This is a genomic window from Vitiosangium sp. GDMCC 1.1324 (genome assembly GCF_003044305.1).
Classification (GTDB): domain Bacteria; phylum Myxococcota; class Myxococcia; order Myxococcales; family Myxococcaceae; genus Archangium.
Map to the genome: position 1 here is coordinate 344,716 of NZ_PZOX01000003.1, position 14,182 is coordinate 358,897.

Annotated in this window: 11 protein-coding genes; 6 read left to right on the forward strand and 5 right to left on the reverse strand. The window is 69.0% G+C overall.

Going from position 1 to position 14,182, the window contains the following annotated elements:
• The first annotated feature begins 103 nt into the window (after window positions 1–103).
• Window positions 104–1,741: an L-glutamate gamma-semialdehyde dehydrogenase gene (gene pruA, locus DAT35_RS09945; protein ID WP_108066701.1), complete on the forward strand. Its 1,638-nt coding sequence runs from the start codon at window positions 104–106 to the stop codon at window positions 1,739–1,741.
• An 82-nt stretch (window positions 1,742–1,823) separates the two neighbouring features.
• Here pruA and DAT35_RS09950 read toward each other — a convergent pair whose 3' ends face one another.
• On the reverse strand, window positions 1,824–2,249 hold the full coding sequence (locus DAT35_RS09950) for a cytochrome c oxidase assembly factor Coa1 family protein (protein ID WP_108066702.1): 426 nt from the start codon (window positions 2,247–2,249) through the stop codon (window positions 1,824–1,826).
• A gap of 101 nt (window positions 2,250–2,350) precedes the next feature.
• Here DAT35_RS09950 and deoD point away from each other — a divergent pair, with 101 nt between their 5' ends.
• Entirely contained in the window at window positions 2,351–3,061 is a 711-nt protein-coding gene (deoD, locus tag DAT35_RS09955) for a purine-nucleoside phosphorylase (protein ID WP_108067213.1), read from the forward strand.
• Here deoD and DAT35_RS09960 read toward each other — a convergent pair.
• Window positions 3,055–4,620, reverse strand: a complete 1,566-nt coding sequence (locus DAT35_RS09960; RefSeq protein ID WP_146209656.1) for an exopolysaccharide biosynthesis polyprenyl glycosylphosphotransferase — start codon at window positions 4,618–4,620, stop codon at window positions 3,055–3,057. The two genes, deoD and DAT35_RS09960, sit on opposite strands and share 7 nt — an antisense overlap.
• A gap of 98 nt (window positions 4,621–4,718) precedes the next feature.
• A complete protein-coding gene (locus DAT35_RS09965) occupies window positions 4,719–5,597 on the reverse strand; it encodes a methylated-DNA--[protein]-cysteine S-methyltransferase (RefSeq protein WP_108066704.1) in 879 nt (292 codons plus the stop codon).
• Between the two features lie 161 nt (window positions 5,598–5,758).
• Here DAT35_RS09965 and DAT35_RS09970 point away from each other — a divergent pair, with 161 nt between their 5' ends.
• From DAT35_RS09970 to DAT35_RS09980, 3 genes are all read left to right on the forward strand, one after another.
• Window positions 5,759–6,406 carry a glutathione S-transferase family protein gene (locus tag DAT35_RS09970; RefSeq protein WP_108066705.1) on the forward strand — a complete coding sequence of 216 codons (648 nt, stop codon included), beginning with the start codon at window positions 5,759–5,761 and terminating at the stop codon, window positions 6,404–6,406.
• A 289-nt stretch (window positions 6,407–6,695) separates the two neighbouring features.
• Window positions 6,696–7,985: an O-acetylhomoserine aminocarboxypropyltransferase/cysteine synthase family protein gene (locus DAT35_RS09975; protein ID WP_108066706.1), complete on the forward strand. Its 1,290-nt coding sequence runs from the start codon at window positions 6,696–6,698 to the stop codon at window positions 7,983–7,985.
• An 88-nt stretch (window positions 7,986–8,073) separates the two neighbouring features.
• Window positions 8,074–10,479, forward strand: coding sequence for an alpha/beta fold hydrolase (locus DAT35_RS09980; protein ID WP_108066707.1), 2,406 nt, complete (start codon window positions 8,074–8,076; stop codon window positions 10,477–10,479).
• 21 nt (window positions 10,480–10,500) lie between these two features.
• Here the strand turns inward: DAT35_RS09980 and DAT35_RS09985 are convergent, their stop codons facing one another.
• Window positions 10,501–11,574 (reverse strand): TrkA family potassium uptake protein, encoded by a 1,074-nt coding sequence (locus tag DAT35_RS09985; protein WP_108066708.1) that lies wholly within the window; start codon window positions 11,572–11,574, stop codon window positions 10,501–10,503.
• Window positions 11,575–11,837: 263 nt separating this feature from the next.
• Window positions 11,838–13,094 carry an SGNH/GDSL hydrolase family protein gene (locus tag DAT35_RS09990; RefSeq protein ID WP_108066709.1) on the reverse strand — a complete coding sequence of 419 codons (1,257 nt, stop codon included), beginning with the start codon at window positions 13,092–13,094 and terminating at the stop codon, window positions 11,838–11,840.
• Window positions 13,095–13,215: 121 nt separating this feature from the next.
• Here DAT35_RS09990 and DAT35_RS09995 point away from each other — a divergent pair, with 121 nt between their 5' ends.
• A complete protein-coding gene (locus tag DAT35_RS09995) occupies window positions 13,216–14,133 on the forward strand; it encodes a LysR family transcriptional regulator (RefSeq protein ID WP_108066710.1) in 918 nt (305 codons plus the stop codon).
• Window positions 14,134–14,182: the final 49 nt, after the last annotated feature.

A 14,182-nucleotide genomic window follows, 5' to 3' on the forward strand; every position in this document is an offset into this window, starting at 1 on the left:
GTGATGTTCGCAGGTGGGGGTTTTACATCCCCTGAGGATTCAACCTTCCAGGTGAAGGGCTATGCTCCGCCGCCCTTCCCGACTTCTTTCCGAGGTGCTCCGCGTGATCAACGCCCACGTCCGCGTTCCCCCGCCGCAGAACGAGCCCATCCTCTCGCACGCGCCCGGTACCCCAGAGCGCGCCGAGCTCCAGGCCACCTTGAAGCGCATGGCCTCCGAGCAGATCGAGATTCCCATCATCATCGGCGGCAAGCGCATCAAATCCAACAAGACGGACACGGTGCGGATGCCGCACCGGCACTCGCACGTGCTGGCCACGCTGCACGAGGCGGACGCCAGCCACGTGGAGCAGGCCATCCAGAACGCCCTGTCCGTGAAGGACGAGTGGGCGCGGATGCCCTTCCAGGAGCGCGCGGCCATCTTCCTGCGCGCCGCGGAGCTGCTGGCCACCCGGTACCGCCCCATCCTCAACGCGTCCACCATGCTGGGCCAGTCGAAGACGGCGCACCAGGCGGAGATCGACGCGGCGTGTGAGGCCATCGACTTCCTGCGCTACAACGTCTACTTCGCGCAGCAGCTGCTCTCCGAGCAGCCGGTGAGCCCGGCGCAGACGTGGAACATGACGGACTACCGTCCGCTGGACGGGTTCGTGTTCGCGGTGGCGCCGTTCAACTTCACGTCCATCGCGATGAACCTGGCGGTGACGCCGGCCATCATGGGCAACGTGGTGCTCTTCAAGCCCTCGAACACGGCGGCCTACAGCAACTGGTACGTGATGGAGCTGCTGCGCGAGGCGGGCGTGCCGGACGGCGTCATCAACATGCTGCCGGGCGACGGCCCCACGGTGGGCAACCCGGTGATGGCCAGCCCGCACCTGGGCGGCATCCACTTCACGGGCTCCACGCCCACCTTCCAGAGCATGTGGCGCACGGTGGGTGAGAACATCGCCCGCTACAAGCAGTACCCCCGGCTGGTGGGCGAGACGGGCGGCAAGGACTTCATCTTCGCGCACGCCTCGGCGGCGGATGACCTGGACGCGCTCGCCACCGCCATCGTCCGCGGCGGGTACGAGTTCCAGGGCCAGAAGTGCTCGGCGGCCTCGCGCATCTACGTGCCCGAGTCCCTGTGGCCCAGGCTCAAGCCGCGGCTGCAGGAGATGATCGCCGAGCTGCGCATGGGCGACATCACCGACTTCCGCAACTTCATGGGCGCGGTCATCGACGAGAAGTCCTTCAAGCGGACGTCCTCGTACATCGAGCTGGCGAAGAACAGCGGCGCGGAGGCCACCATCCTCGCGGGCGGCGAGGCGGACCGGAGCGAGGGCTGGTTCGTGAAGCCCACGCTGGTGCAGCTCACCAACCCGCGCCACCGCATCATGCAGGAGGAGATCTTCGCGCCGGTGGTGGGCCTGTACGTCTACCCGGACGCGAAGTTCGAGGAGACGCTGCGCGAGTGCGACACGAGCGCCGCCTACGCGCTGACGGGCGCCGTGTTCGCCAGGGACCGCAAGGCCATCAGCACGATGATGCGCGAGCTGCGGCACGCGGCGGGCAACTTCTACATCAACGACAAGCCCACGGGCGCCGTGGTGGGCCAGCAGCCCTTCGGCGGTTCGCGCGCCTCGGGCACCAACGACAAGGCGGGCTCCATGCTGAACCTGGTGCGCTGGACGTCTCCGCGCACCATCAAGGAGAACTTCGTCCCGCCCACCCGCGTCCCCTACCCGTACATGGGCCAGTAGGCCTCGGGAGCAGGACGCTCCGGCGGTAGAAAGGGCTCGGAACCACGAGGGAGACCTCACGGGTTCCGGGCCCTTCGTCTGTCTACCTGCCGACCGGTACCTCCACCGGCGCTGCCCCTCCCTCGGGCCGCAGGACGACCTTGCGCAACGTCCACGTCTCCCGGGCGAAGGCCGCCTGGACCTCCAGCAGACCGTGGCCCCGGGGCCCATCGATGGCCAGGTCGAAGTCCACGCGTCCCTCGGCCGGCGTGGCGCCGTGGGCCTTCAGGGTGAGCTCGCCCACGTGCATCGGACTGCCCAGCAGGGCGGTGGCCTCGGGCGAGGACTCGGTGGCGTGCAACGCCATCCGGTGCACGTCCCGCCGCCGCAACTCCCACTCCATGCTCGAGGACAGCCGGCGCAGCGTCCACACGACGCTCCCCGCGAAACAGCCCATCCCGCACAACACGAGCAGGGCGGCCCGGGCCCACACTCCCCACCCCGAGCCACCTCGCATCCGGAGCTCCATGCCGACCTCCCGGGCGCGACGCCTCACCTTCCTCGCGAAGCTATCACGCACGCCTGCCGGAACATCCTCGCCCGGACACCGGAGGGGCTATGCTCCGCGCCATGCCTACTCCGCACATTTCCGCCGCACCGGGAGATTTCGCCGACGTGGTTCTCATGCCCGGCGACCCGCTGCGCGCCCGCCACATCGCCCAGCGCTTCCTCCAGGACGTGCGCGAGGTCAACTCCGTCCGCAACATGCTCGGCTACACGGGTACCTGCCGCGGCCGGAAGATCTCCGTCATGGGCCATGGAATGGGGATTCCCTCCATCTCCATCTACGCCACCGAGCTCATCCAGCACTACGGCGCCCGAGTCATCATCCGTGTGGGCAGCTGCGGCGCCATCCGCAAGGACGTGAAGCTGCGCGACGTCATCGTCGCGCTCGGCGCGGGCACCGACTCCAATGTGAACCGCATGCGCGTCAAGGGCTACGACTTCCCCGCCGTGGCGGACTTCGCCCTGGCCCGGCAGGCGGTGGAGGCCGCCGAGAAGCGCGGGCGCCCGCTGCGCGTGGGCTCGGTCTTCTCCACGGACCTCTTCTACGCTCCGAGTGGCGAGACGTATGAGACCCTCGAGCGCATGGGCATGCTCGCCGTGGAGATGGAGATCGCGGGCCTGTACGGCCTGGCCGCCGAGTTCGGCGCCCGCGCGCTCTCGCTGCTCACCGTGTCGGACCACCTGCGCACCCACGAGGCGCTCAGCCCCGCGGAGCGCCAGACCTCGTTCGACGAGATGATCGAGATCGCCCTCGACGTGGCCACCGCTCAGTAGGCGCCGGTGCGCCTCAGCACGGCCGGCAGCGTCCTCACGAGGATCTCCAGGTCCAGCCAGAGCGACCAGCGGTGGATGTACTCGCAGTCGAGCCGGACCACCTCCTCGAAGTCGGTGATGGAGCTGCGGCCACTGACCTGCCACAGGCCGGTGATGCCCGGAAGGGCCCCCAGCCGGCCGAAGTGGTGCTCGTGGTAGGTGGCCAGGTCCGACTCGAAGAAGGGCCGTGGCCCCACCAGGGACATATCCCCGCGCAGCACGTTGAAGAGCTGGGGCAGCTCGTCCAGGCTCCACTTGCGCAGGATGGCTCCCACGCGGGTAACGCGTGGGTCATTGGGAATCTTGAACAGGCGCGCGTCGCCGCTGGTGTTGAGGTGGGCCAGCCTCGCCTTCTCCGCGTCCGCACCCACCCGCATGGTGCGGAACTTGAGCATGCGGAAGGTCCGGCCGCCCTGCCCCACCCGCTCCTGGGCGAAGAAGACGGGCCCGCGCGTGTCGAGCTTGATGGCAATGGCGATGAGCGTCAGCAGCGGGGAGATGAGCAGCAGCCCCAGCCCCGCGCCCAACAGGTCCACCCCGCGCTTGACCCACAACTGCTGCGCGCGCAGCGAGGGCACCGTCAGCTCCATGAAGGACAGCGAGCGGTAGGAGATGGGCGAGGGGCGCACCCAGCCCAGCCGATCGTAGCGGGACACGGCCAGCAACCGGACGCCGGCGGACACCACCGCCTCCATGAGTTGCTTGAGCTGATCGTCGTTCACCAGGCCGCACATCACCACGGTGTCCACCGCGTTGTGCTGCAGCACATTCCAGACGTCATCCACGGAGCCGAGCACCTCGCTCCGATCCCGCGGCCCGGGCTCATCGGTCACGCGCGGAGAGATCCACCCCACCACGTCCAGCACGCCGAAGTGCACCAGACGCTCGCGCACCCGCTGGCAGGCGGGGTCGTCCGGATCACCCACCAGCATCACGCGCTCGGCGGGGGAGTGGAAGGAGGGGACGCGGATCAACCGGGCAATGAGCCGGTCGAGCGTGAAGCGGGTCAGCATCACGGAGGCGGCCAGGCCCGCCACCGCCGTCACGTAGTGCACCACCACGGGGGCAATGCCGCGCAGCCACAAGTCTCGCCAGAGCACCAGGCCCACGGCGAGCAGGACTCCGCTGAACACGCGCCGCAGCGAGCGCCAGTCATCCCCCGAGTGGTAGGCACCCGCGATGAGCAGGCCCACCACGAGCGCGGCGCCCATCTGCCATCCACCGGCCGAGCCGAGTGGAGGCACCGCCCAGCGAGTGGCCGCGTCGAGAGGCTCGAGCGAGTGGCTGGTCTGCACGGCGCTCAAGGCCGTGCGGGCCAGGAGGAAACCCACGACGTCCGCGGCGATCAACAGCAGCACGCGAGCGGTGGCCCTCAGCGCATGCATCAGCAGCGTCCGAGAGGCACGGCGCTGAAGGACGACCCGAGGAGGCACCAGCCAGAGGGGCTTGACCGCGAGGAAACGGCCCGACGCGGAGGTCGTCCCCGGGGGAGGAGGGACAGGCGAGGCAGGGTGGCTCACTCTCACATTTTGACATCCTGACTCCGGATCAGTCCATTCCACGTCCGGAATAAATGTCCGACTGTCTGGTTTGAACAGCTCCGCAGCTCGCCTGGTCGCTACATGCCGGACGGCATATTCCGTCCGAACTCCTCCGGTGAGGATGCGAAGCGCGCCGCCTCCCACGCCAGCAGCGCCCGCTTGCGCGGTGCCCCCCAGCGATAGCCACCGAAGGCCCCGGTCTTCCGGATGACGCGGTGACAGGGAATGAGGAAGGCCACCGGGTTCTCCCCCACGGCGGTGCCGACGGCTCGCACGGCGCCGGGTGCTCCGATCACGGTGGCGATGTCCTGGTAGGTGGCGACCGACCCCGGCGGGATGCGCAGCAGCGCGTCCCAGACCTTGAGCTGGAAGTTCGACCCCTTCACCAGCAGGCCGAGCGGCTGGGGAGTCCTCCGGCGCCGGGACGGGAAGATGCGCCCGGCCCAGGCAGCGGTGACCTCCGGGGACTCGGTGAAGGAGGCGTTCGGCCATTGCTCCTGGAGCCTCCGCAGCGCCTCGTCCTCGGACTCACCGGCCAGGAAGTGCAGTCCGCAGAGGCCCCGCTCACAGACCGCGAGCAGGTACTCGCCGAAGGGGGAATCGTGCACTCCATGGTGGATGTCCAACCCGCTCCCTCCGAGCTTGAACTCACCCGGCGTCACGGCCTCGAGCGAAATGAAGAGATCATGCAGCCGGCTGCTGCTGGAGAGGCCCGTCTCATAGGTGACCTCCAGCAGGCTGCGCCGCTCGGCGAGAAGCTGCTTGGCGAACTCCAGCGTCTGGAACTGGAGGAAGCGCTTGGGACTGATTCCCGCCCACCGGGTGAAGAGACGTTGGAAGTGGTACGGGCTCAGCCCCACGCTCGCCGCGACCTCCTCCAGGCGGGGTTGCTCGCGCGCATGCTGCTCGAGGAAGAGGATGGCCTGCTCGATGCGGGCGTAGTCACTGGTGGCCATGGCACGTGTCCTCCGAGGGGTTCACCCTGCCTTCAGTAGAGGCGCGCCCGCCCGAGGACAACCCGGTTCTTGCGATCTCCCACGCGGGCCGGAGCCAGCAAGAATCGGGTCGCTCGCCAGGAGTGCCCGCCCTACCTTCCGCGCCCCTCCAGGAGTTTCCCATGCTGCGCCTGCACGACTACCTCCCCTCCGCGAACGGCTACAAGATCCGCCTCCTGCTGCACCAGCTCGAGCGCCCCTACGAGCTGGTGCCGGTGGACATCTTCTCCGGCGAGAGCCGCACCGAGGCGTTCCTCCAGAAGAACCCCGACGGACGCATCCCGGTGCTGGAGCTGGAGCCGGGCCGGTTCCTCGCGGAGTCCAACGCCATCCTCCTCTACCTCGCGGAGGGAACGCCGTTCCTCCCGGACGACCGGTACGAACGCGCCCAGGTGCTGCAGTGGCTCTTCTTCGAGCAGAACGGAGTCGAGCCGAACATCGGCTCCGTGCGCTTCTGGGTCCTCACGGGCAGGGCCGCCGGCCGGGCCGAGGCGCTTCGCCTGAAGATGGAGCAGGGCCACTCGGCGCTCGCCGCGCTGGAGCGGCACCTGAAGACGCGCACCTTCCTGGTGAACGAGCGCTACACCCTCGCGGACATCGCCCTCTACGCGTACACGCACGTCGCGCCCGAGGCCGGCATCGACCTGGAGCACTACCCCGCGGTGCGCGCCTGGCTGCGCCGGGTCGAGGCCCAGCCCCGCTACATCGAAGGCCCCGCGCCCTACACGCCCAACGCACACGTGTCCGCCCCCGCCGCCCACGCGCGGTGACAGCGGCTCCGCCGTGACGTATCCGTCATAACGGACGTCCTGCATAGCGGAGGCCTTGACAACATGGCGGACGAGGTCCATCTTGCCGCTCGCAATGACCTTCGCGCCCTTCGCCTGTCGTCGAATGTGGATGCCGAGTGGTGGGCGACCGCCCGCCGCCGGTTGACCGACGTTCGTCGACCCGTGGCGAGAGACCGGAGCCCACCCCACCCCGCGAGGGTCGGTGGGCTCTGTTGCGTCAGGCCTCCGGTGCCCTCGTGGCTGTTTCAGCCCACACGAGGAGCACTCCATGAGCAACCAGCCGACGCAGTCGCAGAACTTCGAGACCCTGGCCCTTCACGCTGGCTACGAGCCGGATCCGACCACGGGCTCGCGCGCCGTGCCCATCTACCAGACGACGAGCTACCGCTTCCGCAACGCGCAGCACGCGGCGGACCTGTTCGCGCTCAAGGAGCAGGGCAACATCTACACGCGCATCACCAACCCCACGACGGACGTCTTCGAGAAGCGCATCGCCGCGCTCGAGGGAGGAATCGGGGCGCTGGCGGTGGCTTCCGGCCAGGCGGCGGAGACGCTCGCGCTGCTCAACATCCTCAAGGCGGGTGACGAGTTTGTCTCGGGCACGAGCCTCTACGGCGGCACGTACAACCTCTTCAAGGTGACGCTGCCGAGGCTGGGCATCCAGGCGCGCTTCGTGGACGCGAACAATCCGGACGCGGTGCGCGCGGCCCTCGGGCCGAAGACGAAGGCGCTCTACATCGAGTCCATTGGCAACCCGCGCCTGGACATTCCGGACTTCGAGAAGCTGGGGGCCATCGCCCGCGAGGCGGGCATTCCGCTCATCGTGGACAACACGGCGCTCTCTCCGGCGCTCTTCAACCCGCTGCGCCACGGGGCGAACATCGTGGTGCACAGCGCGACGAAGTACATCGGTGGCCACGGCACGTCGATTGGCGGCGTCATCGTGGACGGCGGCAACTTCCCCTGGAACAACGGCCGCTTCCCCGAGTTCACCGACCCGAACCCCGGCTACCACGGCCTGAAGCTGCACGAGGCGCTCGGCCCGGCGGCATACATCGCCAAGGCCCGCCTCGAGGGACTGCGAGACCTGGGCCCCGCGCTGAGCCCGTTCAACGCGCACGCCTTCATCCTGGGACTGGAGACGCTGAAGCTGCGCGTGCAGCGGCACTCGGAGAACGCGCTGGCGGTGGCGAAGTGGCTGAAGCGTCACCCGAAGGTGGAGTGGGTGCGCTACCCGGGGCTGGAGGAGGATCCGTCCTTCGCCCTCGCGAAGAAGTACCTGCGCAACGGGGCGGGCGGACTGGTGACGTTCGGGGTGCGCGGCGGCGTGGACACGGGGCGGCGGCTCATCGACGGCGTGAAGCTGTGGAGCCTGCTGGCGAACATCGGTGACACGCGCTCGCTCATCATCCACCCGGCGAGCACCACGCATCAGCAGCTCACCCCCGAGGAGCGGCTGAGCACGGGCGTGTCCGACGGACTGGTGCGGCTGTCGGTGGGCCTCGAGCACATCGACGACATCATCGCGGACCTGGACCAGGCGCTCTCGGCCGCCTGAGCGCCTCCGCCTCCACACCCGCCCTCTTCCTCTCGGTGAGAGGGCGGGTCCCGCTTCCCCAACATCACCCCACCGCAGGAACCCCGCCATGACCCCACCACCCGGCGTCTTCGATCTCTCGCTGCCCGACCTGCCGCTCGAAGCAGGAGCCCGGGTCACGTCCCATGTCGCGCGAGGCTGGTGGTGGGGACCCGAGCAGGACCTGCCCTGGCTCCGCTCGCGAGCCCACGTCCTCCCCGAGGAGACGGTGCGCGAGAACGCCCTGCGCGTGGTGCGCCGCACGAAGGAGGAGCTGCGCCGATTCGCGGAGACACCTCGCCGGGAGGCCCCCGTGCGGCCCGATGCCTCCGTGCCCACGGTACTGCTGGTGCACGCGCTCACCGGAGACATGCGTGCTGGAGGCCCCGGAGGCTGGTGGGAGCCGGTCATCGGCCCGGGCCGCGCGTTCGACCCGGAGAAGGTGCGACTTCTCTGCTTCAACAACCTGGGCTCCTGTTACGGGAGCTCGGGACCGGCGGACGAAGGCTTTCCCTCACGGGTGGACGACCGCCGTTTCGGGCCGCCCGCGCCACTGCCCAAGGGAGACCTGCGGCTCAACGAGTACCAGCTACCCGCCACCATCACCCCCTGGGACCAGGCACGCGCCATCCTGCAGGCGCTGGACGCACTGGGCATCGACAAGGTGTCCCTCGTCACGGGAGGCTCGCTGGGCGGGATGATCGTCCTGTGCCTCGCCGTGCTGGCACCGAAGCGCTTCGAGCGCATCGCCCCCATCGCCGCCGCCGAGGAGGCGAGCTCGTGGGTGGTCGGATGGAACCACGTGGCGCGGCAGGCGCTGCTGCTGGACCCCGAGTTCCCCGAAGCACCCGCACGAGGCCTGGAGCTGGCGCGGCAGCTCGCCATGCTCACCTACCGCGCGGAACCGGGCCTGGACTCGCGCCATGGACGCAACCCGCGCTGGTCCTCCCGGGCGCTCTACCCCATCCAGAGCTACCTGGAGTACCAGGGCGAGAAGCTGCGGGCGCGCTTCGATGCCCGGTCGTACCTCGCGCTGCTGGGGGCCATGGACCACCATGACCTCTCGCGCATCCCCGGAGAGGACACGGGTGTGGCGTGGGGCATCTCGCGCATCCGGGCGAGCACCCTGGCCGTGGGCATCGACCACGACCAGCTCTTCTACCCCGAACACATGGAGAAGCTCGTGGAGCGTCTGCGCGCCGGCGGGCGGCACGCGGAGTACGCCGAGCTCTCCTGCATCCACGGGCATGACGGCTTCCTCATCGAGTGGACGCCGCTCGACGCGCTGCTACGGCGCGCGCTCGCCCTGCCGCCGGGAGGCGTGGGAGAGCCTCACGCCCGGGCCGTGGAGACCCGCACGGAGGTGAGCCTGCTGCTGCTGGGCCGGGGAACCGTCGGCGGCAACCTGCTGGAGCAGCTCCGGTCACAGCAGGCGGTGCTGTCGCGAGAACACGGGGCGGAGCTCCGGGTGGCCGGCATCGTCGACACCCGGCACCTGCTCTTCGACGCTCGAGGCGTTCCGTTGAACCAGTGGAGGGAGCGGCTCGAACCGACGCACCGGCCCTCACCAGCGCCCGGGGACGTGCTGGACGTGCTCGAGCGGTTGCGCCGACTGCCCACGCCGGTGCTCGTGGACTGTACCGCGGCGGATGGAATGGGCTTCCTCTACGCGGAGGCCTTCCGGCGGGGCATCCACGTCGTCTCCGCGAACAAGAAGCCGCTGACGCTGTCGTGGGCGGCGCGCGAGCAACTCTTCCGCACGGCCCGGGAGCACCAACGGGTCTGGCACTACGAGACCACCGTTGGCGCGAGCCTCCCCGTCATCCGCACGCTCGCGGACCTGGTGCGCACGGGGGACCGGGTGCGCCTCATCGAGGGCTGCCTGTCCGGGACGCTGGGCTTCCTGAGCGACCAGCTCACGCAGGGCGTGCCCCTCTCGAGGGCCGTGCGCCTCGCACGCGAGCGCGGCTATACCGAGCCCCACCCACGCGATGACCTGCTGGGGGTGGATGTCGCGCGCAAGGCCCTCATCCTGGCCCGGGAGCTGGGGCTCGAGGTGTCGCAGGAGGACGTCGAGGTGGAGCCCTTCGTCCCGAAACAACTCCTCGGAGAATCGGACGTGGAGCGCTTCCTGGAGTCGCTGGAGGACTGGGACAAGACCTTCGCGTCTCGGATCGACGGCCTGAGGGCCGAGCGCCGGGTGCTGCGCTACCTGGCGCGCGTGGAGCCGCCCGCGAAGGAGGGACAACGTCCGGTGCTGAAGGTAGGCCCCATCGCCGTGCACCAGGAGCACCCGGCGGCGCGCCTGCGAGGCTCGGAGGCCTTCGTGGCCTTCACCACCGAGCGGCATGCGGAGTGGCCCCTGCTCGTGCAGGGCGCGGGAGCGGGAGGCGCCGTCACCGCCGCGGGAGTGCTCGCCGATGTCCTGGAGGTGGCCCGGGCCTCCACCTCGAGGGCCCCCGCCGCGAGGCGCTGAGCTCCGGAGGGGCCGAGCTCCTCAGGATGCGACCTCGATGCGCTGGGAGTAGACGGGGGCATCCGGTTCCATCGTGAAGGCCCGGAGCTGCCGGTAGTCCTTGTACTCGGCCTGGAGGGTCAGCACGTCCCCCACCTCGATGCGCGTGTCGCCATTGGGGTGCAGCCACTCCTCACGGCTCCCGCCCCGGCGCATGGACAGCGTCAGCCCTCCGAAGCGGTCCCGCACGTCGGAGATGGTCATCCCGGGAAGCCCCTCGCGCGCCTCGAAGACGGACACCACCATCAGGTGCGTGCCGATGCGGAACGAGTGGACGATGCGTGGATCCAACGCCGCCAGGGCCATGGCAGGGGCCGCGAGCGACGAACTGCTCAGTGCCTCGGCCTTGAAGGTGTCGCGCACCTTGGCCACCAGGTCGTCGTCGAAGAGCCGGATGACCACGCGGATCTCCGGGTTCATCCTGCGCGCATCCAGCGCGATGTTCAGGTTGGCCAGGTCGTCATCCGTGGCACAGACGATGGCGACCGCCTTCTTCACGTTGGTGCGAGGCAGACACTGCGGGCTGCGGATGTCGTCGATGAGCAGGGGCACGTTCTCGTCGCGCAGCACCGCCACGAAGGCCGCCTCCTCGCGCTTCTCCACCACCACCACGTCCTTGCCCAGCGCACGCAGCTGCGACACCACCCGGTAGCCCACCCGGCCCGCGCCGCACACCACCACGTGGCCCTTCATCGTCTCAGCGATCACCTCGAACCACTCCTTGTCCTGCCGGTGTCTTGCGAAGAAGAGATAGGCGAAGCGCACCACGCCATCGACCAGCACCGCGATTCCCACCGGCGGGATGACCATGTCCAGGAACATCAGCAGGCTGTCATCCACGTCGAGCGACGGCTGCCCGTAGAGCAGGAAGTAGACGTGGCGCAGCGCCTTGCCCAGACTCACCGGGTGCCCATCCGGTTGGATGTGGCGCCAGTGATACAGCAGCGGCATGCATCCGAAGAGCAGCACCGCCATGAGGACTGTCGTGCGAAAGCGGCGCAGCAGCGCCACGAGGTAGCGCACGTTCATCGCCAGGCGGTGGCGGGAGTTCACCATCGCCTCCCTGCCTACCATGCTCGTGACACCTCGGCCACAGACGGGCCACGAGGCACGGACGTGGCCTCCGTGGACCCGCCCCCCTGCTCTCCCGGAGACTGAGCATGCATCACAGGTCCAGGCCCGGCCCGTGAAGCCGCTGGAGCACGAAGATGGAGGGAGGGCGCCAGTCCAGAGGCCTCGGGTGCACCAGGAGACGGGCGAGCGGCTCAGGCTCGAGCCCACTCCGGGTGAAGCCGCATGGCGGCGACGCGGCGCCCCCGTCAATTGCCGAAGAGCAGCTTCAGGTCGAAGGTCTCCGCCATCGTCTGATAGCCACGATCGCCGGGGTGGAGGTGATCGCCAGAATCGTACGCGGGCAGCATGGCATCGGGGCGGGCGGGGTCGCGCAACCTGGCGTCGAAGTCAGCCACGCCGTCGAACTCACGGCTGCTACGAATCCATGCGTTGACCGCCTGGCGGACGCGCTCCTTGCTCGGATGGAAATAGCCCTTGATGGCGGAGCCCTCGAGCGCGCCGTTGAACGGGGGCAGGGTCGCCCCGACGATGCGCACTCCCCGCGCATGGGCGCGAGAGATCAACTCGCGGTAGCCCGCGATGATGCGTTCGGCGGTGGGCACGGACGCATTCGGCGCGAAGCTCGACCGCGGCCATGAGATGTCATTGATGCCCATCAGCACCACCACCGTGCGGACCTGCGGCTGGCTGAGCACGTCGCGCTCGAAGCGGGCCAGCGCCGATACCCCCATGCCGTCCGCCAGCAGCCTGCCACCGGAGATGCCAGCGTTGAGCACGGCGACGCGCTCGGCGGCCAGACGCTCCGCCAGGAAATCGGGCCAACGACGATTGGCATCCGGTGTCGAGCCGTTGCCTTCCGTGATCGAGTCACCCAGCGCCACCACCACGCGCGTTCCAACCGGCGCATCCACCTGCACCTCGCTCAACAGGATACGGCCATGGAACGAGGTGGCCTGGCTCAACTCGGGCGCACCGACCACGTTGCCAGAGGAAAGATAGGCAGTCTGCCGCCCGTCCCAATGGAAGGTGTGGACGTGTGCCGGCCCCGGCAGGAACAGGCTCACCGCCAGGGTGCTCAGCGCGGGAACAGCGAGCTCGACGGGCTCACTGACCACCTTGCCACCCGCGGGAATGGTCACCTCGGGCTGACCGTCGAAGGTGAGCGTGCGGCCGGCCGAGGCGACGATGGCGGAACCACCCTTCGCATGGGCACGCGCGAGATGCACCGGGCCGACCGTCACCGGCCGAGTGCCGTACTCGTTCGACAGCACAATGCGCACACGCGTTCCGCCCACGCTGACGCGCGCGAACTGCCGCAGGGTCTGGTCCGAGAGCGTCGCGGGCACGCCGGTCGGCAGTGGCAATTCGGCTCCCCATGGCGCCTGCTGACTGGCGGTCCAGGTGCCGACCCAATGGGCCTCGCTGGACGCATGCGCGGTGGGAGCGATGAGCGCGGCCGTCAGGGTCAGCACGGCCAGAAGGCAGAAGAGAAACGGTTTCATGAGTGCCTCGTGTGCAATCCGATGTGGACGAGGCAGACAGTAGGTTCTTCCAAAACACGCCAGTAGACGGCAACATCGCATATGCCTCATTCCAGAATCGAATGAGCAGATTCCGAGCGATATGGACACCATCAGGGCAATGCAGACGTTCGTCAGGGCCGTCGAGCTGGGCAGCCTGTCCGCCGTGGCACGCGAGCAACACACCACCCAGCCCACCGTCAGCAAGGTGGTGGCGGCCCTGGAGAAGAGCCTCGGGGTGCGCCTGCTCGACCGCACCACCACCAGCCTCGCGCCCACGGAACAGGGGAAGCGCTTCTACGAGCGCGCAACGCGCGTGCTGGAGGAGTTCGGGGAAGCGGTGTCGGATGCGCGCGGCCTGTCCGAGACGCCAGCGGGGCGGCTGCGCGTGAGCGCCCCGGCCAGCTTCGGAGTGCTGCGGCTAAATGCGCTGATGCTGGACTTCCTCTCCCTCTATCCGGACATCGAGCTCGAGCTGAGCTTCGACGATCGCTTCGTCGACCTGGTCGAAGAGGGCGTGGATGTGGCGCTGCGGCTGGGTGCCACCCTGCCGCCGAACGTGGTGGCGCGCAGGATTGCCGCGTCGCCGCGCTACCTGGTGGCATCGCCAGCCTACCTGCGGGACCGGCCGCGCATCCGCACCCCGCGGGACCTGGCGCGGCACGAGATTCTCCGCTTCACCTGGCTGAGCACGGGCGAAACCATCGAGCTGGATGGCCCCGGCGGCAAGGTGACCCTGACCGCACCGTGCCACTACCGGGTCAACAACTCGCTGGCGATGCGCGAGAGCTTCCTGCGCGGCGCCGGTTTCGGCATGACGCCCGCGTGGCTGGTGCAGGACCTGCTCGACACGGGCGAACTGGTGCGGGTGCTGCCTCGCTGGAGCGGACCCACACAAGACGCCTTCCTTCTGTATCCGTCACGGCGCTACCAGCCAGCGCGGACAAATGCACTGCTGCGGTTCCTCGCGGAGCGCATCCCTCGTTTGCCTGGCTTCGTGGCTCCGGAAGCCAGCTCATGATGCGATAGGCGCGAGCACGGCCCTGGCGTGACCGAGAAGCACACCCAGA

What these genes read in the sequence shown, in the direction of transcription:
- DAT35_RS09950 (WP_108066702.1), bottom strand. Translation starts at nt 2,249, where the DNA reads ATGGAGCTCCGGATGCGAGGTGGCTCGGGGTGGGGAGTGTGGGCCCGG.
- deoD (WP_108067213.1), top strand. Translation starts at nt 2,351, where the DNA reads ATGCCTACTCCGCACATTTCCGCCGCACCGGGAGATTTCGCCGACGTG.
- DAT35_RS09965 (WP_108066704.1), bottom strand. Translation starts at nt 5,597, where the DNA reads ATGGCCACCAGTGACTACGCCCGCATCGAGCAGGCCATCCTCTTCCTC.
- DAT35_RS09970 (WP_108066705.1), top strand. Translation starts at nt 5,759, where the DNA reads ATGCTGCGCCTGCACGACTACCTCCCCTCCGCGAACGGCTACAAGATC.
- DAT35_RS09975 (WP_108066706.1), top strand. Translation starts at nt 6,696, where the DNA reads ATGAGCAACCAGCCGACGCAGTCGCAGAACTTCGAGACCCTGGCCCTT.
- DAT35_RS09980 (WP_108066707.1), top strand. Translation starts at nt 8,074, where the DNA reads ATGACCCCACCACCCGGCGTCTTCGATCTCTCGCTGCCCGACCTGCCG.
- DAT35_RS09985 (WP_108066708.1), bottom strand. Translation starts at nt 11,574, where the DNA reads ATGGTGAACTCCCGCCACCGCCTGGCGATGAACGTGCGCTACCTCGTG.
- DAT35_RS09990 (WP_108066709.1), bottom strand. Translation starts at nt 13,094, where the DNA reads ATGAAACCGTTTCTCTTCTGCCTTCTGGCCGTGCTGACCCTGACGGCC.
- DAT35_RS09995 (WP_108066710.1), top strand. Translation starts at nt 13,216, where the DNA reads ATGGACACCATCAGGGCAATGCAGACGTTCGTCAGGGCCGTCGAGCTG.